We start from the raw sequence: 17,944 nt of genomic DNA, 5'->3' as shown, positions 1-17,944 counted from the left end.
GCCGGCGGCGTCAGGCGCGTTCAGTGCCGGCCCAGCAGCTCGATCTGCACACGCGCGTCGTTGAAGCAGGCGCCGCCGGCGAAGTCGGTGAGGCTGTCGGGGACGAGCGCCGTCGGGCTCGAGCCGTTGAACGTACTGCGAGCCCAGAGGCCCTTCGGCATCGCCAGTGTGCCGGGCCGGACTTCCGGCGTCACGCTCGCGTGGCATTGCACCTCGCCGAGGTCGTTGAACAGGCGCACCGCATCGCCGTCGGCGATCGATCGCGGCGCCGCGTCGTGCGGATGGATCTTCACCTGGGCGATGGCCGGGCGCAGCTCCCCGAGCGTGGACGAGATCGTGTGCTCGCTGGCCGGCGAGATCAGCGCCAGCGGACAGCGCGCGGTCGCCGGATCCGGCCGATACGCGTAGAGGTCGGCGTCGCGGGCGAGCGAGCCTGGATGGAGCTGGATGCGGCCGTTGGCCGTGCGAGGATGCACGTCCACGAACTGTACCGGCCGTCCGTCATGGGGCGCGGGCACTTGCCCCGCTTCGAGCAGCGCCGTGCCCATGCCCTCCGGCAGCCGCGAGGCGAGATCGATCATCGCGCCCGCCTCGCCGAGCGCGTCGTCGGTGCTCACGCCGAGGCGGAGGCCGAGCTCCCGGAAGACGTCCTGGTTCGCGCGCGCCTCGCCGATTGGCGCGATCACCGGCTGGACGAGATGGAAGTGGTAGGCGCCGTAGCCGCGCGCCACGTCGTACTGCTCCAGGAACGTCGGCGCCGGCAGCAGGAGGTCGGCGAACGTCGCCGTGTCGGTCATGACCTGCTCGTGCACGACGGTGAACAGATCCTCGCGCGCCAGCCCACGCCGCACGCCGTTCTGATTCGGCATCGTCGAGAGCGGATTGCAGTTGTAGACGAACAGCACTTTGATTGGCGGATCGAGCGGCTCCGTCAGCACGCCTCCGAGCTGGTTCATGTTGATGACCCGCGACGCGGGCGCCGGCGTGCCGATGAGCGCTTCGGTGTCGACGCCCCAGGCCGCGGAGTTGCTCATCGTGTAGCCCCCGCCGCGAACGCCGAACTTCCCGGCGATCGCCGGCAGCGCCAGAATCGCGAGCGACGAGGAGCCGCCGTTGCGGTTGCGTTCCTGGCCCCAGCCGCAGCGAATGACCGCCGGAGAGGCCGCCGCGTACCACGCGGCCAGACGTTCGAGGTCCGCGACGGGCACGCCCGCCTCGTCGGCGGCCCGCGCGAGCGGCCAGGCGGATGCGGCGCGGCGAAGCGCGTCCGCACCGTCTGCATGAGCATCGAGAAACGCAAGGTCGGCCTGGCCGTGCTCGAACAGCGCGTTGACGAGCGCGAGCGCCACCGGCAGATCCGTGCCGGGCCGCACGGGCAGGTGCAGGTCGGCCGTCCGCGCGAGCGGCGTCAGCCGCGGATCGATCACGACCAGCCGCGCACCGGCCTGCTGTGCCCGTCGGATGTGGGCCACGAGGTGGATGCCCGAGGCCGAGGCGTTGCATCCCCAGATGACGATGAGCTGGGCGGCGGCGTAGTCGGGGTAGGCGACGCCCGGCATCTTGCCGTACATCGCCAGCGCCGCAGCGCCGGTCGGCGCGGCGCAGACCGTGCGCGCCAACCGCGACGCGCCGATCCGCCGGAAGAAGCGCGCGTCCTCGTAGTCGCTCGTCAAGAGGCCGTTCGAGCCACCGTAGTAGAAGGGCAGCACGGATTCGGGGCCGAACTCGCTCGAGGCCTGCCGAATGCGACCGGCCAGCAGATCGATCGCCTCGTCCCAGGTGAGCCGCTCGAACGACGACGTGCCTTTCGGACCGGTGCGCACGAGCGGATGGAGCAGGCGCTCGCCGCTGTACACGCGCCGATCGAACCGGCGGACCTTCCCGCAGATGTACCCATCGGTCGACGGGGCATGCCGGTTGCCGTCGATCTTGACGATCTCGCCGCGTTCCACCGTGACCGACAGGCTGCACGAGTCCGGGCAGTCGAGCGGGCACGCCGTCGTGACGGTCGATCGCCCCCAGGAACGAGGCGGGCTGATCCGGTCGGTGGCCATGCGCCACAGTGTACGAAGGCGAGCGGCTGAGGGCAAAGGGCGCGGCGAGGGGAAGCGGAGCGGGACGCACTGCCGCCGGGCGCCGAGCGCCGTGCCGCGAGTCTGCGCGTATACTGCGCCGAGCGCGGAGGAGTCGCCCCCATGGCTGATGCTGAACAGGCACCGAAAGACCTGATCGGGTTTCTGGACTTCTATCTCGTCAAGAAGGCGCCGTTTCAGATCCCGGATGGCGCCAGGGAATGGCTGGTCAAGTACGGTCCCTGGATCTCGATCGTCCTGCTCGTGATCCTGCTGCCGCCTCTGCTGGTGGTGCTCGGCATCGGCACCTTGTTCGTGCCGTTCGCCGGCCTCAACTACGCCACCGGCTGGGGGCTCGCCGTCATCGCGCTGCTCGTCCAGGTCGCGTTGCTCGTCATGGCGCTCCCTGGACTGTTCAAACGAAAGATGTCGGCCTGGCGGTTGCTGTTCTACTCACAGCTCGTGGGGATCGTGCACTCGTTGCTGAGCGGCAGCCTCGTCGGTGCCGTGGTGGGCGGGTTGATCGGCCTGTACATCCTTTTTCAGATCCGCCCGCTCTACCACGAGTAGCCGCCGCTGCCGATGGCCGATGCACCCCGGGTTGTCATCATCGGTGGAGGATTCGGGGGGCTGAGCGCGGCGAAGGGCTTGCGTGACGCGCCGGTCGAGGTGCTGCTCATCGATCGGCGCAATCACCACGTCTTCCAGCCGCTGCTCTACCAGGTCGCGACGGCGGCGCTGTCTCCGGGCGACATCGCGTCGCCGATTCGCTGGATTCTCCGCAAGCAGCGCAACGTGCGCGTCTGGCTCGCCGATGTGACCGGCATCGATCCCGCCACGCGAACCGTCAGGCTGGACGATGGCGTGGTCACGTACGACCACCTCATCGTCGCGGCCGGCGTGACCCATTCGTATTTCGGCCATCGGGACTGGCAGCCGTACGCGCCGGGCCTGAAGACCTTGGAAGATGCGCTCGAGATGCGCCGGCGGGTGCTCGTGGCCTTCGAGGAGGCCGAGCGAGCCGCCGATCCGCGCGAGCAGCGCCGCCTGCTGACCTTCGTCGTCATCGGGGGCGGGCCGACCGGCGTCGAGCTGGCCGGCGCGCTGGCGGAGATCTCGCGCCACGCGTTCGCGCACGATTTCCGGGCGATCGCGCCCGAGGCCGCGAGGATCATTCTGATCGAAGGCAGCCCGCGCGTGCTCGGCACGTACCCGGAACCGCTGTCGGCCTACGCGCGATCGGCGCTCGAGCGGCTCGGCGTCGCGGTCTGGACCGACAGCTTCGTCACCGACGTGGCCCCCGGACGAGTGCACGTCGGCGGCGAAGTGATCGAAGCCAGCACGATCCTCTGGGCCGCGGGCATCGAGGCCTCGCCGCTCGGCGCCTCGCTCGGCGCACCGCTCGATCGCGCCGGGCGCGTGCTCGTCGGCGACGATCTCACGGTGCCGGGGCATCCGGAGATCAGCGTCGTGGGCGACCTCGCGGCGCTGAGAGGGGCGGATGGCCAGTGGCTGCCCGGCGTGGCGCAGGTCGCCATCCAGCAGGCGGCACACGCGGCCGCCAACATCGAACGCGCCTTGCGCGGCGAGCCGCGGCAGCCGTTCGCGTACCGCAGCTACGGCAATCTCGCGACGATCGGCCGCAACGTCGCCGTCGCCGACATGCCGCGCTTCCGCATGAAGGGCTATCCGGCCTGGCTCTTCTGGCTGTTCGTCCACCTCGTCAAGCTGATCGGATTCCGCAACCGCCTCTCGGTGCTGGTGCAGTGGGCCGTGTCGTACACGACGTATCAACGATCGGTGCGTCTCATCACGCATCAGGACGCATGACACGCGCGGGAAGGGCCCACGTGCGCGTGTGGGGATGGTTGGCGTCGAGTCTGTTCGCCGCGGCCCTCTTCCTGACGCCGTGGCCGGCCTCCGTCGTCGACGCGCTCTACTCGCGCGGCGTGTACCCGCGGCTGCAGTGGACCCTGACGGCCGCGAGCAACCTCGTGCCGATCGCCGTGATGGACCTGCTGATCGGCGGCGCGACGGCGCTGGCGGTGTTCCGCCTCGTGCGCTTGTTCAACGGCGTCTCGCGCCGAGGCGTGCTCGCGGTGGTCTGGGAGGGGGCGCGGCGCACCGTGCGCGCGGCAGCCGTGGTGGTAGCGCTTTTCATGTGCGCGTGGGGCTGCAACTATCGCCGCCTGCCGCTCGAGTCCCGGCTCGGCAGCGGAGGTGAGTCGGCGACCAGCTCGGCGGCGTTGCGGACGGCGATTGCCGACGCGGGCGCGCTCGCCGCGCGCGTCCGGCCCGCCGCCTCTGCCGCGTCGGTCGAGTATCCGGCGCTCGCCGAGCGGCTCTATCCGCGCCTGAACGCGGCGCTCCGCACGCTGCAGCTCGCGCCGCTCAGCCGCCCTGGCCGTCCCAAGTTCTCGCTGCTGCTGACGCCGTTCTTCACGCGCGCGGGCGTCGACGGCATGGTCAACCCGCTGGCGCTCGAGTCGCTCGTGCACCCCGAGCTGCTGCCGTTCGAGCGCGCGTCCGTGCTCGCGCACGAATGGTCACACCTGGCCGGCCTTGCCGACGAGGCCGAAGCGAGCGCCGTCGGGTTCTTCGCGTGTATGCAGGGACCCGCCGAGCTCGCCTACAGCGGGAGCGTGTACCTGATTCTCGAAGCAGCGGCGGCGCTGCCGCCTGCGGATCGCCGCCACGTCTGGCCCTCGCTCGACGAGAAGGTGCGGGGCGATCTCGAAGCCATCGGCCGCCGGCTGCAGCGCCGGCAGCCGCGCATCCAGCACGCGGCGTCGGAAGTCTACGATCGGTACCTCAAGGCCAACCGTGTGGCCGATGGCACCGCCAGCTACAGCCGCGCGCTCAGGCTGATCCTCGCCGAGCCGATCCGCGCATCGATGACGAGTGCCGGAACGGGACGGCCGTGATCGCCCATCGCCGGCGGCTGTTCACCTGACGGATCGCGCAGCTCTCCTAACACTTCAGGACGCGCCGCAGCACGGGCGGCGTGCGGATTCGCCGACCGGTGCAGTGGTGCTCAGTCGTGGGCGACGGCTCTGAAGGGGCGCAGGTCTCTCGCGATGCGGACCCACGAGAGCATTCGCAGCAGGTAGTAGGTCAGATCGACCTCCCACCAACGGATGCCCTGACGCGTGCTCGACATGTAGTAGTGGTGGTTGTTGTGCCAGCCCTCGCCCATCGTCACGATGGCGAGGACGAAGTTGTTGCGGCTCTCGTCGGGCGTCTGGAATCGGCGCGTTCCCCAGATGTGGGTGAGCGAGTTGATGAGGAACGTGCCGTGGTAGACCGCCACGGTGGACACGAGGAAGCCCCACACGAAGGCCGAGTAGCCGCCGAGCCACCAGATGACCGCGCCGTAGAGGAAGAAGGGCACCAGGTGGAACCGATCCAGCAGGTGCAGCTCGGGGAAGCGGTTGAAGTCCGCGATTCGCTTGGGATCGTAGACGTCGTACTCGTCCGAGAGAATCCACCCGAGGTGCGACCACCAGAACCCTTCGTGCACCGGCGAGTGCAGGTCCGTCTTGCGATCCGAGTGCAGGTGATGATCGCGGTGATGGGCGGCCCACCAGAGCACGCCCTTCTGGCCCGAGGTCTGCGCGAGAAACGCCATCCAGAACTGCCAGAAGCGGTTGAGCTTGTAGGAGCGATGGCTGAAGTAGCGGTGGTAGCCGCCCGTGACGCCGAACATCCTGAGGAAGTAGGAGCCGGCGAACCACGCGATCATCTCCGCCGAGAACGGCACCGTCAGCGCCAGCAGCACCGATGCGTGCAACAGAATGAACGGGAGCATCGATCCCAGGTCGTAACTCTTTCGCTTGATGATTGCCTCAGTCATTCACCTGTTTCCCGGCGCGCCTCACGGCCCTGTCTGCGTCCTTCATCAGGACAAAACCGCATCAGTCTATCATCGCGGGGCATCGGCGGGCATCGGCGGGCATCGGGCGGCGTCGGCCGGCAGCGGGTCGGTGGCTCGGCGGGCAGGCTCGCACCGCGCCGGACCGCGAACGGGTGCGAAGCCGCGCCGATCGGGAGACGGTCAGCGTAGGGTGAGGTCGAGATTCGAGGCAAAAGCGTGCAGCCACGCCTGGATCTTCCGGCGGTGGTCCGGACCGATCAGCAGGAACTGCTTCTGGACGGGCGGCAGCGCCTTCAAGGTGTCCGAGACGTGCTCGTAGTACCCGCCAGTGTGCCGCTCCAACAGCGCCGGCTCGGCATCCTCGGGCACATCGTCGAGCATCGCGATGGCCTCGACGATCGCGTTGTCGAAGTCGCCTGCCGGATGGCCGAGCTCGATGTAGGCCTGGTCGAAGAGCGGCTTGACGTTGACGTAGAGCTGCGCGGCGTCGGCGGGTGAGATCGAGACGAGGGCGCCGACGGCGGCATCCCACCGGGCGTAGCTCTTCGGATCGACGCGCGACGGTGACGCGCCGCTCAACCTCAGCCGCGTTGCGGGCCGCAGCGTCTCGAGCGGGGCGGCCGGCGTCCGGCCGTCGCCAATCTGGACGACGGCCAGCGTCGCGCTTCGCACGAGCCCTTTCGTCGCGAGCAGCCGCGACAGCGTGGGGTGCCGCGACAGGGTCGCGACGAGCTCGGCGAGCAGCGTATCGGACGCGTCGAGCGAGGGCAGGCTGAGGAACTGTCGCTTCGGGCGATTCGAGGCGACCGCCATGTCGGTCGCCGTCGTCGGCGCCGGCGTTGCCGTGGGAGGCTGCGATCGGCCGAGCCACCAGAAGGTGAGCAGCGCGCCCGCCGCGAGCCCGCCAAGCCCCACGACCACCCATCGCCACGGGGACGGCGACGGGGGAGGCGCGGCGCCCGGCGTCAGCGACGCCGGGCGGTCGAGCGGGAGGTCGTCAATCGGCATCAGCGGCCTTTCCCGAGCTTATACCTGGGTTCGACATCGCGCCCGGTTCTGTACAATACTGCCGCCATGACACCAGCGTTGCTCGACGCGATTACCCGTCAGATCGGCGCCGAGTTCGCCGCGGCGTTCTCGTATCTCTCGATGGCCGCCTGGTGCGAGCACCGGCAGTTCATGGGCGCCGGCCGATGGCTCCGGTTGCAGAGCGCGGAAGAGCTCGGCCACGGTACGCGCCTGCTGGATTTCGTGCTCGCGCGCAACCACGCCGTCCGCCTGCCGGGCATCGATCAGCCGCGCAGCGAGTTCCCGTCCATCGTGGAAGTCTTCGAGACGGCGCTCGCGCAGGAAGAGCAGGTCAGCCGCCAGATCGACGCGCTGTACGAGCTGGCGTTCCACGAGAAGGTCTTCGCCGCCATGGCCGAGCTGCAGTGGTTCATCACCGAGCAGGTCGAGGAAGAGAAGACGACGCGCGAGATCGTCGCGAAGCTGCACATGGTGCGCGACGACCCCGCATCGCTGCTCGACCTCGATCGGGAGCTCGGGACCCGCCGGCCGGAAGACGACGGCGAGGGCGGCGAGCACCACCAGGGGGCGAGTCGGGACTAGCGTTCCGCAGCCGTCGCCGCGTGCGATGGCGCCGCTCAGGACGGCTGCGTCTGGCTGAGCGCGCGCGTGGCGTCCTCGAGCGAATCGAACCGCTCGAACACGTCCGCGAGCCCGGCGAGCACGAGCAGGTCGATGATCCGGCGCGGCGTGCCGGACAGGTGCAGCCGGCCGCCGCGGCGGCTGAGCGTGACGTGCGCGGCGATGAGCTCGCCGAGCCGCGTGCTGTCGATGTAGGGCACGCCGGACAGATCCACGAGCACGTGACGCGCGCCCCGATCGACGACGTGGGCGACCGCCTCCTTCAACAGGCCGGGTTGATCGTTGACCGTCAACCGGCCGGCGAGTTCGATGATCCCGATGCCGCCCTCGAGACGTTCTCGAACCTGTGCCACAAGCGCCTCGGCCCCACATTGTACCGAAAGACGGCGCGGACCTTGTCCGCTCCGGGCCGTTGGCCGGTAGAATGACGGTTTCTATGGCCGATCCGATCGCCGCCGCGGCGGCGCGACGGCAACCTCCGCTTCCGCTCAACGAGCCGGCCAGGACCTATCTCTCGGGGTCGCCGGAACGTCTCGAACTGCAGGCGCGCCTCGCCGAGATGTCGGCGGGCCCGATGGAGATCCCGCTCATCATCGGCGGCGAGCCGGTGAGGACGTCGGCGACGCGCGACGCGGTGATGCCGTTCAGCCACCACACCGTGCTCGCGCGGTGGCACGCGGCCGAGCCGCGCCACGTGCGCCGCGCGATCGATGCCGCACTCGCGGCGCACCGTGCGTGGTCGGCCTGGCCCTGGGAAGATCGCGTGGCCGTGCTGCTCAAGGCCGCCGAGCTCCTCGCGACCCGCTGGCGCGCCACGGTCAACAGCGCGACGATGCTCGGCCAGGGCAAGACGGTGCACCAGTCGGAGATCGACGCCGCCTGCGAGCTCGTGGACTTCCTCCGGTTCAACGCGGCGTTCGCGGCGGACCTCTACGCCGAGCAGCCGGGCAACTCGGCCGGCGTGTGGAACCAGTCGGAGTACCGGCCGCTCGAAGGCTTCGTCTACGCCGTGTCGCCGTTCAACTTCACCGCCATCGGGGGCAATCTGGCCACCGCGCCGGTGATGATGGGCGGCGTGGCGATCTGGAAGCCGGCGTCGACCACCGTCGCCAGCGCCTACTCCGTGATGCAGGCGTTGATGGCGGCGGGCCTGCCGGCCGGCGTGATCAACCTCGTGCCCGGCGACGCGGCGGCCATCACGGACGTCGTGCTCGCCTCGCGCGACCTGGCCGGCGTGCACTTCACCGGATCGACGGCCGTGTTCAACGGCATGTGGGCGGCCGTCGGCCGCGACGTGGGGCGCTACCGATCCTACCCGCGGCTCGTCGGTGAGACCGGCGGCAAGGACTTCGTGATCGTGCACGCGTCGGCCGACCCGCAGGAGGTGGCGGTCGCGCTCGCCCGCGGCGCCTTCGAGTACCAGGGGCAGAAGTGCTCGGCGGCGAGCCGCGTGTACGTGCCACGGTCGTTGTGGGGACCGGTGCGCGATCGGCTGATCGCGATGATGAAGACGATGCGCCTGGGCGACGTCCGGCAGTTCGACACGTTCCTGAGCGCCGTGATCGATCGGGCCGCGTTCGACCGGATCAGCGGCTACCTCGCGCTGGCGAAGCGCACGGCGCGGATCCTCCAGGGCGGCGGCGCCGATGCGCGCGAGGGCTACTTCATCGAGCCGACGCTCGTGCAGACGACGGACCCCGGCCATCGGCTGATGCGCGAGGAGATCTTCGGTCCGGTCCTGACGGCGTACGTCTACCCGGACCGGCGCTGGCACGACACGCTCGCGCTCGTGGAGCGCACGTCGCCGTACGCGCTGACCGGCGCCGTGTTCGCCACCGACCGGCAGGCCATTCGCGACGCGGCGAGCGCGCTGCGGTACGCCGCCGGGAACTTCTACGTGAACGACAAGCCCACGGGCGCGGTCGTCGGCCAGCAGCCGTTCGGCGGCGCCCGCGCGTCGGGCACGAACGACAAGGCCGGCTCGAAGCTCAACCTGCTCCGCTGGGTCAACGCGCGTGCGACCAAGGAGACGTTCGCGCCGCCTCGCGAGCACCTCTACCCTCATATGACGGCGGACTGATCACACCTATGACTGAAGCGCATTCCAGCAGACTGGCCATTCTCGTCGGCGGCGGGCCGGCACCCGGCATCAACAGCGTCATCACGGCGGCGACCATCCGCGCGCGTCTCGAAGGCCTCGACGTGCTCGGCATCCAGGACGGCTTCCAGTGGATCATGCAGGGCGATACGAGCCACGTGCGCCCGCTCGACTACGACGCCGTGAGCCGCATGCACTTCCGCGGCGGGTCGATTCTCGGCACGGCCCGAGCGAACCCGACCAGGAACCCCGTTCACCTCGACACCGTCGTGTCCTCGCTGCAGGCGCTCGGCGTGTCGCAGCTCATCACGATCGGCGGCGACGACACGGCGTTCTCCGCGATGAAGGTCCAAGAGCACTCGCAGGGGCGGGTGCGCGTCGTGCACGTGCCGAAGACGATCGACAACGATCTGGATCTGCCGCCGTACGTGGACACCTTCGGTTACCAGACGGCGCGCCATTACGGCGTCGAGATCGTCAAGAACCTGATGGTGGACGCGCGCACCACCTCGCGCTGGTACTTCGTCGTCGCGATGGGGCGCACCGCCGGCCACCTCGCGCTCGGCATCGGGAAGGCGGCCGGCGCGACCGTCACGCTCATCACCGAGGAGTTCTCGCGGCCGCTCCGGCTGAAGACGCTCGTCGACACGCTGGCGGCGTCGATCATCAAGCGCATGAGCCTGGGGCGCCGCGACGGCGTCGCCGTGATCGCCGAGGGCGTGTCGCTCGCGATCGACCCGCAGGACTTCGAGAGCCTGCAGAGCGCGGAGCGCGACGAGCACGGCCACATCCGGCTGGCGGAGATCAACCTCGGAGAGATCCTGAAGGCCCGCGTCGGCGCGCGGCTGAAGGAGCTCGGCTTGAAGGCGACCATCGCCGAGAAGAACATCGGCTACGAGCTTCGCTGCGCCGACCCGATCCCGTTCGACATCGAGTACACGCGCGACCTGGGCTACTGCGCCGCGAAGTACCTCATCGAGGGCGGCAGCGCGTCGATGATCTCGCTGCAGGGCGGGCACTTCGTGCCGGTGCCGTTCTCGCAGATGGTCGATCCGGAGACGGGCCGCACGCGGGTGCGCCTCGTCGACATCCACTCCACCCGCTATGCCATCGCGCGCCGGTACATGGTGCGGCTGCGTCAGGACGACATCGCCGACGCCGACGCGCTCGTCCGGATCGCAGAGGCGGCGAAGCTCACGCCCGATCGGTTCCGCGAGCAGTTCGGCTATCTCGTCGAGCAGGAGCCCGCGCCGCTCGTGCTGACGGACGCGCGCTAGGCGCGCCGGCCGATCGGCCGATCACCGATCCTCCGCCTCGCTGAACCGCGCCGTCAGCTCGTGCGGGTCCGCCAGGTGCCGGAGCAGCAGATCGGCCTGACGCACGCCGACGCCGTGCGAGAGCAGGGCGTCGGCGGCGTCGATGCTGCGCAGCCAGGATCGCAGTCCGCCGCCGAGGTGCGCCGTCCAGTTGGCGAAGGCGTGCGCCGCCAGGAACCGGCGGCGCACGTGCTCGGCCACGCCTGTCGTCCGCTCCAGGTGTGCCGGGCGAAAGTCCCGCGGCACGGCCTGGAGCACGTCGTCGATCAACGCGTCCGGGCCCGGCCGTGCGCGCCGGGCCGGCGCGGTCCCGCGAAGGTCGTCGAACGCCCGGATGACGGCCCCCTCGAGCGGTCCGTGATCCGGGGACCAGGCGCGCACGCGTTCGACGAGATGCTCGACGTCCGCGAGCGCGCGATCCACCGGAATCTCGCGGCGGCCGAGGTGATCGGTCGCCCGCCGTTCCCACGCCCACCACGCGGGCCAGTCCATCAGCATGTCGCGCCGGAGCAGCGGCGGCAGCGCCTCTCGCGCGTCGAGCCCGACGTACTCGCCGTCGGGCGCGAAGGCCGGGGCGTTGCGCACGATCGTCGTGCTGGCCTGGTCGGCGTCGAGCAGCGCCGCGGCGGTCGGACAGTAGTGGGAGAGCGTGATTGCCGCGCCGGCCGGATCCAGCACCGACACACGCGGGAACTGGCGGCAGGCGAGCGGCAGCGCGGCGTGCCCGAGCGCGCGGTGCACGCGGCAGCGCGCGCGGCCGCCGTCGTGGAACGTGCACCCCTCGTCGTGCCAGCGGACGATGGCTGGACTGCCGGCCGGGGCGGCGGCCGGAAAGATGAAGGGATCGCCGTCCGGCGACCTGGACGTGAGCCGTCCGTCGGCGAGCGCGGCCTGGAGTGCCGGCACTCGATCGCGCTCGACGGGAATGGGCCAGCCGGACGTGCAGCAGGCGCCGCTGTGCTGACAGCGGTAAGGCGCGTGCACCGACAGCACGCGAATCGAGCGGACGCGAACGGACCCGTGCATGCAACCCGCTTCGCGGGACCCTCGTATGTTAGTCGCGCAGCTCGGGATCGTGCGGCCCCGGCGCCGGCCGAGCGCGCGCCCGGCCGGCATCGGCCGGAGGACGCTGTGCTATAACTAGCCCGGAACTGGAGGATCAGGATGGACACGAGGAAATACGCTCTTCGTCTGACCGTGACGACCGGATTGGCCGTCTCGTCATTCGTGCTCGCGCATCTCACCGCCGCTCCGCAGCAGCGTGGTGGTGGCCCTCCGGCGCCCATGACGTTCTTCGTGACGAGCGAGCCGATCGGCGACGGCGGCAATCTCGGCGGGCTCCAAGGGGCCGACGCACACTGCCAGAAGCTCGGGGCCGCGGCCGGCCAGGGGAGCCGCACGTGGCGGGCGTATCTCAGCACCGACAACCCGCGCGTGAACGCGCGCGATCGCATCGGCAAGGGCCCGTGGCACAACGCGCGCGGCGCGCAAGTCGCGCGTGACCTGTCGCACCTGCACGGCGACACGCTCGACGAGGCGCGGCTCGGCAACAACCTCTCGAAGATGACGGCGCTCACCGAGAAGGCCGAGGCGGTCAAGGGCTTCGGCGATCAGCCGAACCAGCACGACATCCTCACCGGCTCGATGCCGGACGGCCGCGCCTACACCGACGGCCAGGATCACACGTGCAGCAACTGGACGAGCAACAGCGGCGGCCGCGCGCAGCTCGGCCACACCGATCGCACCGGCGGCGGCAACACGTCGTGGAACTCCGTGCACGCGTCCCGCGGGTGCAGCCAGCCCGATCTGATTGCGACCGGCGGCAACGGCTACCTCTACTGCTTCGCCGAGAACTGAGGCGCACCGTTTCGACTCGCACGACGCGCCGGCCCGACGTCCTGGAGGCGTCGGCGCCGGCGTTCGTCTTTGCGGTGCGACAACCGACCGCCGCCCGAGCACGCCGAGCCGCTCTCGCGGGATCAACCGTCCCGATGGCCGATACTGGTGAACGTGAGCCGCAAGACCTCGTCCCGACACGCTGAGCCGGACGCCGGCCCGGCTCCGCACGCGGCCGCGGCCCCGCCGCTTCCAACGGCACATCCGATCGTCTTCCTCCTGCCCGTCTTCCTCATCGTGCTGGTCGACGTCTTCGGGATGACGCTCGTGCTGCCGCTGCTCGCGATCTACGCCGAGACGTTCCACGCGACGCCGCTGCAGGCGACGCTGCTGGTCTCGGTCTTCGCGGCCTGTCAGCTCGTCTCTGGGCCGGTCATCGGCAACCTGTCCGATCGATTCGGGCGCAAACGGATGCTGCTCGTGAGCCAGGCGGGCACGTTCCTCGGGTTCCTCGTGATGGCCAGAGCGCACACCTTGTGGGTGCTGTATCTCGCGCGGGTACTCGACGGCTCGACGGCCGGCAACCTCTCGCTCGCGCAGGCGTACATCTCGGACTCGACGCCGCCGCACCAGCGGGCGCAGGCCTTCGGCCTGATCGGCGTCGCGTTCGGCATCGGGTTCTTCATCGGTCCCTCGCTGACCGGGTTCCTCGCGGCGCACCACGGCATGACGACCCCGATCTACCTCGCGGCGTGCATGTCGGCGCTGAGCATCCTCTGCACGGCGACGCTGCTGAAAGAGGGCGCCGGCCGTCATCGCGCGTTCGACGAGCGCCGCGCGGTCTTCCACTGGCGCACTTACACGACGTACTTCGGCCGGCCGGAGCTGCGCGGCAGGCTGCTCCAGTTCCTCTGTTTCATCACGGCGTTCTCGCTGTTCATCTCCGGCTTCGCGCTCTTCGCCGAGCGCCGGTTCACCTGGGACGGCCGGCCGTTCGGCCCGCGCGAGATCGGCGTCCTCTTCGGCTACGTCGGGCTCCTCGGCATCATCCTGCAAGGCGGCCTCATTGGCCGGCTCGTGGATCGGTTCGGCGAGTCGGCGCTGGTCGCCGGCGGCTTCACCGTGCTCGCGCTCGGGTACTTCGGCCTCGGGTTCGCTGCGGCCCCGGGTCTGCTGCTCGTCGCCGGCACGTTCGCGGCGTTCGGCAACGGCGTCATCCGGCCGGCGGTGACGAGCCTGATTACCCAGCACGCCGGCCGCCACGAGCAGGGCATCGTCGCCGGCATCACGCAAGCGCTCATGTCGATGGCGTCGATCGTGGCGCCCGTCGTGGCCGGCTGGCTCATTCAACGCCAGTGGCTCACGGCCTGGGCCTGGACGGCGGCGCTGCTCGCCGCGGTCGGTGCGCTGATGTCGCGAGGGGCGCTGTTCCCTCGGGGCGATGGCGCGGCAGCGTGAGCCGCGCGTGACGCGTGGCATCGCGTATCGCGTGACCGGCGCCGCGATCGCCGCCACGCTCGCGCTCGGCGGAACAGGCCGTGTCGCCGGCAACGAACGGCCGCAAGCGGACCCGCGCGACTGGCTGCCCAATACCTCCGACGGCATCCACCTGTTCGCCGATCAGCTCGAGCCGGGCTACTCCGACGCGCTCGTGCGGTTCGTCGCCACGCGCTACGCCGGCACGCAGAAGATGCGCCGCGAGGACAACGCGCGATTCCGGCGCGTGAATCCTCGATGGGTCCTGCTGCACTATCGTCTCGGATCGTCGTCTGGCCCGGCGGCGTATGTCCACGGCGATCGGTGGAGCTCGGACTGGGACGAGGTCACGCGGCACGAAGACTGGTTTCTCCACAACGCCGAGGGCCGGCGTCACCACGAGCCCACGAGCAACTGGGACATCCACGACCTCACGCACCGCGGCTTTCGCGAGTACTGGGCCGGCTCGGTGATCGCGGACATGCGGGCATCCGGCGCCCAAGGGGTGTTCGCCGACAGCTTCGATGCCGGGGTCTCTGGCTACGGCGTGACGCCGCCCGACGCGCGCTTCGCCGGCCCGGCGCCAGCCGATCCCGCTGCCTGGGCCGGCGGGCCGACGTGGCGGCAGCAGAAAGCCGACTTCATGGCGTACGTGGCGGACCGGTTCGCCGCCGAGCCCGAGCGGTTCATGTTCGTGCCGAACGTCACGCTGGCGACGACGTGGTGGTGGCCCGAGTACTCGAGAGCGGACGGCGCGATGTTCGAGGGGTTCACGCTGGGGCTGTCGCCCGTCGACTGGCGGCTCGCGATGAACCGCGCGCTCGAGTTCACGCGAGCGGGGAAGTTCGTGATCGCGCAGGCCTACCCGCGCGATGCTGCCGAACGTCTCTTTCTCCTCGCGTCGTACCTGCTCGTGAAGGGACGTCGCACGTTCATCAACAACGCCGGTGCCGGTGTGTACTTCTATCCGGAGTACGACGTGCCCATCGGCGGCGCGGTCGATCCGCTGCCGGCCGACATCGAGCGTTACCGCTGGCAGGGCGTGTACAAACGAGAGTTCGCGGATGGCCTCGCGCTCGTGAATCCGGACGATCGCGCCGTGTCGGTCGGGTGGACGGCGCCGCTTCGTCTCGTCCGGCCATCGGGCGGCGGGCTGGTGACCGACGACTCCGTTCGCGGCGGCCGATATGTCGGCGGCACACTGACGTACGAGCCGGTGCGTGCGCTGACGCTGCCCGCGCGATCCGCGGCCGTGCTGTTGCGCTGACGGTCGGCCACGTCGCGCGCGGCGAGCGCGCAGCGCACGTCATCCCGCGCCTGGAACGAGACCCGAGGTCGTGGCGCCAGCGGCGCGTGGCGGCGCGCGTTTGAACTGCCGGTGCAGAACGACGAGAATGTGGCTCGACATGCCGTGGTGCGAGTGACACCTGCCGCTCGAGCAGGCCCTCGAGGAGAAATGCCGATGACGTGCGTCACCTGGAAGAGAAGTCTCGTTTTCGCGCTTGCGTTGATCCCTGCCGTGCTGCTTGCCCAGGGGCAGGCACCGTTCATCGTCGGGAACCCGACGGGCCTGCCGGTGACGCCGGCGCCGGACGGAGCGTTCAATGCCGCCTCGTCGAACGTGAAGGTGTACGGCGCGATCTACTCCGCGGAGAGCTGCTCGTACGACGCCGCGCGCGGCGTCATCGTCGTGCCGAACCGCGGCGTGGGTCAGAACGTTCAGGTGAACAACGCCTGGGTGTCGTTCATCAACCACGACGGATCGGTGCACACGCCGCGATGGATTGGCGTGCAGAACCCGGGCGAGCGTGCCGCGCTCTCGCCGCCGCTCGTGCTCAACGAGCCGCTCGGCAGCGACATCGCCAACGGCGTGCTGTACCTCGCCGACCGCGACGGTGGCACGAGCGCCACCGATCCGAGCGTGGCGGTGATCCGCCGCTTCGACATGAAGACGGGCCGGCCGGCCGGGGAAGTGCGGGTGACGCAATCGGCGTGGTTCAACGACATCGAGGTCGCGGCCGACGGCACGATCTACGCGACGCAGACGGGCGCCGGCGGGCAGAACGCCGATCCGTCGACCTGGCAGGTCTGGAAGATCGCGCCCGACGGCGCGGCCTCGATCTTCGTGCAAGGTGCACCATTGCGGCAGCCGAACGGCGTCGCGATCGATCCGAAGGGCAACGTCGTCGTCGTCAACATGGGCATCGATGACGTCCTGACGTTCTCGCCGTCCGGCGCGCTGCTCACCACCGAGCATGCCGCGCAGGCGGGCAACGACGGCCTCGTGATCATGCCCGACGGCACCAAGTACGTCAGCAGCGTGGTCAACGGCGGCGTGTCGCGCATCCGGCCCGGTCAGCCCGCGGAGCTCATCGCGCGGAACATCCCGAGCGCCGCGTCGATGTGCTACGACGAGGGCGCGCAACAGCTCGTGATTCCGATGAACGCGAACAACGCGCTGGCGTTCGTGTCGATCAAGTAGCGGCGACGACGGTACGCGCGAACGTGTGCGCCGCGGCCCGCATCGATACGGCCGCGGCCGTTCCGTGCGGTGCAGCCGTCCGGTGAGCGTCCGCCCGGCCGGTGTCGCTTTTCCGGCATGTCGACGACCCGACGCGCCCGGCGCGGGTGGGCTCGTCGCGTGCCGTGGACGCGCCCGATGACGGAGACGGCACGAGCCTTGCCGACGCTGTCGTCCATGGCGGAAGCGCAGGTCTCCACGGAATACGCGACGTTTCAGCGGCGGTACTACGACGAACGCATCCACAGCCTGGAGGATGCGCGCGCCCTCGTGGGGTGCTATCAAGACGGATTGCGCGTCATGCCGTCGATTCTCCAGTTCGTGATGGACGAATACCGGCAGCGCAGGTTCGCGCAACCGATCCACGCGATGCGGCTGCTCGACTTCGGCTGCGGCGTCGGGCGGATCATGGAAGCGGCGCGCGGGTTCGGGTTTCGTCACGTCGACGGCGTCGACATCTCCAGCGCGATGCTCGAGTACGCGCGCTCGAACCCCGCGCTGACCGGCGCGCGGTTCTTCCTCGGCAGCGGCGCGGACTGCGGCGACGCCCCGCACGGGCAGTACGATCTGATCACCTCGTTCTTCTGCCTTCAGCACGTCTGCCATCAGGGCAACCGCATGGGCATCTTCCGTGCGATGGCCGACTGCCTCAGCCACGACGGCATGGTGGCGCTGGAGTTCCAGTACTACCCGTCGATCGATGCCGCCGGCGTGCCCGGCGACCATGCGCCCTGGGGCGAGCATCGCGTCTCGAGCGTCACGAACTCCGAAGCGGACGTCTGGATCACGCCGGATCGGCTCGGCCGCGTGCTCCAGGATCTCTCGAGCTGCTTCCACGACGTGTCCTTTCAGGTCGTCGATCTCTTTCGGCCGGAGGAGTACGACCCCACGAGGAGCCTGGCCACGGTGAACTACCGCGTGCCGTTCTCGCACCTCTACGTGTTCGGCACGAAGCGCCGCGGTTTCGCGGCGTCCGTGTATCAGGAGACTGCCGCAGCCTGACCGGCTCTCGTCCCGGCGAGCTCCGCCTCTGGCGCGCGGCCGGCCTCGGCCGTCGGCGAGCAGGCGCCGGTTCGCATTTCGACACGGCGTGCGCAAACG

General features: G+C 69.9%; 16 protein-coding genes. 11 read left to right on the top strand and 5 right to left on the bottom strand.

All coding sequences use genetic code 11. The annotated features are described in order from the left end of the window. Nucleotides 1-20: 20 nt before the first annotated feature. Nucleotides 21-2,054, bottom strand: coding sequence for a molybdopterin-dependent oxidoreductase (locus IT184_10350; GenBank protein ID MCC7009207.1), 2,034 nt, complete (start codon nt 2,052-2,054; stop codon nt 21-23). A 171-nt stretch (nt 2,055-2,225) separates the two neighbouring features. Here IT184_10350 and IT184_10345 point away from each other — a divergent pair, with 171 nt between their 5' ends. The 3 genes from IT184_10345 to IT184_10335 are packed head-to-tail and all read left to right on the top strand — an operon-like array spanning nt 2,226 to nt 4,996. After that, nucleotides 2,226-2,642 carry a chromate transporter gene (locus IT184_10345; protein ID MCC7009206.1) on the top strand — a complete coding sequence of 139 codons (417 nt, stop codon included), beginning with the start codon at nt 2,226-2,228 and terminating at the stop codon, nt 2,640-2,642. Between the two features lie 12 nt (nt 2,643-2,654). Next, nucleotides 2,655-3,902, top strand: coding sequence for an NAD(P)/FAD-dependent oxidoreductase (locus IT184_10340; GenBank protein ID MCC7009205.1), 1,248 nt, complete (start codon nt 2,655-2,657; stop codon nt 3,900-3,902). Continuing rightward, on the top strand, nt 3,899-4,996 hold the full coding sequence (locus IT184_10335) for a DUF3810 family protein (GenBank protein ID MCC7009204.1): 1,098 nt from the start codon (nt 3,899-3,901) through the stop codon (nt 4,994-4,996). Before IT184_10340 ends, IT184_10335 begins: the two co-directional genes overlap by 4 nt. 110 nt (nt 4,997-5,106) lie before the next feature. On the opposite strand, the gene IT184_10330 is transcribed toward IT184_10335, so the two are convergent. Beyond that, entirely contained in the window at nt 5,107-5,880 is a 774-nt protein-coding gene (locus IT184_10330; protein MCC7009203.1) for an acyl-CoA desaturase, read from the bottom strand. A gap of 246 nt (nt 5,881-6,126) precedes the next feature. Beyond that, entirely contained in the window at nt 6,127-6,954 is an 828-nt protein-coding gene (locus IT184_10325) for a DUF3014 domain-containing protein (GenBank protein MCC7009202.1), read from the bottom strand. A gap of 66 nt (nt 6,955-7,020) precedes the next feature. On the opposite strand from IT184_10325, the gene IT184_10320 reads away from it, so the two are divergent. Next, nucleotides 7,021-7,557, top strand: a complete 537-nt coding sequence (locus IT184_10320; protein ID MCC7009201.1) for a ferritin — start codon at nt 7,021-7,023, stop codon at nt 7,555-7,557. 35 nt (nt 7,558-7,592) lie between these two features. Here IT184_10320 and IT184_10315 read toward each other — a convergent pair whose 3' ends face one another. Further along, on the bottom strand, nt 7,593-7,949 hold the full coding sequence (locus IT184_10315; protein MCC7009200.1) for an STAS domain-containing protein: 357 nt from the start codon (nt 7,947-7,949) through the stop codon (nt 7,593-7,595). Nucleotides 7,950-8,032: 83 nt separating this feature from the next. Between IT184_10315 and pruA the strand changes: the two genes are divergently transcribed. Together pruA and IT184_10305 are read left to right on the top strand one after the other, a co-directional pair. Beyond that, nucleotides 8,033-9,676, top strand: a complete 1,644-nt coding sequence (pruA, locus tag IT184_10310; GenBank protein ID MCC7009199.1) for an L-glutamate gamma-semialdehyde dehydrogenase — start codon at nt 8,033-8,035, stop codon at nt 9,674-9,676. 8 nt (nt 9,677-9,684) lie between these two features. Further along, nucleotides 9,685-10,971, top strand: coding sequence for a 6-phosphofructokinase (locus IT184_10305; protein ID MCC7009198.1), 1,287 nt, complete (start codon nt 9,685-9,687; stop codon nt 10,969-10,971). 21 nt (nt 10,972-10,992) lie between these two features. On the opposite strand, the gene IT184_10300 is transcribed toward IT184_10305, so the two are convergent. Next, complete coding sequence (locus tag IT184_10300; GenBank protein MCC7009197.1) at nt 10,993-12,036, bottom strand: YkgJ family cysteine cluster protein; 1,044 nt, start codon at nt 12,034-12,036, stop codon at nt 10,993-10,995. Nucleotides 12,037-12,174: 138 nt separating this feature from the next. On the opposite strand from IT184_10300, the gene IT184_10295 reads away from it, so the two are divergent. From IT184_10295 to IT184_10275, 5 genes are all read left to right on the top strand, one after another. Beyond that, nucleotides 12,175-12,867: a lectin gene (locus IT184_10295; GenBank protein ID MCC7009196.1), complete on the top strand. Its 693-nt coding sequence runs from the start codon at nt 12,175-12,177 to the stop codon at nt 12,865-12,867. Between the two features lie 297 nt (nt 12,868-13,164). After that, the gene (locus IT184_10290) at nt 13,165-14,304 is read left to right on the top strand and encodes an MFS transporter (GenBank protein ID MCC7009195.1); all 1,140 of its coding nucleotides are present in this window, start codon (nt 13,165-13,167) and stop codon (nt 14,302-14,304) included. A gap of 7 nt (nt 14,305-14,311) precedes the next feature. Further along, nucleotides 14,312-15,589, top strand: coding sequence for a hypothetical protein (locus IT184_10285; protein ID MCC7009194.1), 1,278 nt, complete (start codon nt 14,312-14,314; stop codon nt 15,587-15,589). Between the two features lie 195 nt (nt 15,590-15,784). Next, nucleotides 15,785-16,804, top strand: a complete 1,020-nt coding sequence (locus tag IT184_10280; GenBank protein MCC7009193.1) for an SMP-30/gluconolactonase/LRE family protein — start codon at nt 15,785-15,787, stop codon at nt 16,802-16,804. Nucleotides 16,805-16,981: 177 nt separating this feature from the next. Next, nucleotides 16,982-17,845, top strand: a complete 864-nt coding sequence (locus IT184_10275; protein ID MCC7009192.1) for a class I SAM-dependent methyltransferase — start codon at nt 16,982-16,984, stop codon at nt 17,843-17,845. Nucleotides 17,846-17,944 lie beyond the last annotated feature (99 nt).

This window comes from Acidobacteriota bacterium (assembly GCA_020853395.1).
Classification (GTDB): Bacteria; Acidobacteriota; Vicinamibacteria; order Vicinamibacterales; family SCN-69-37; genus JADYYY01.
The sequence above is the reverse complement of the archived record's forward strand: the minus strand, read 5'-3'. Positions and strand labels throughout refer to the sequence as shown.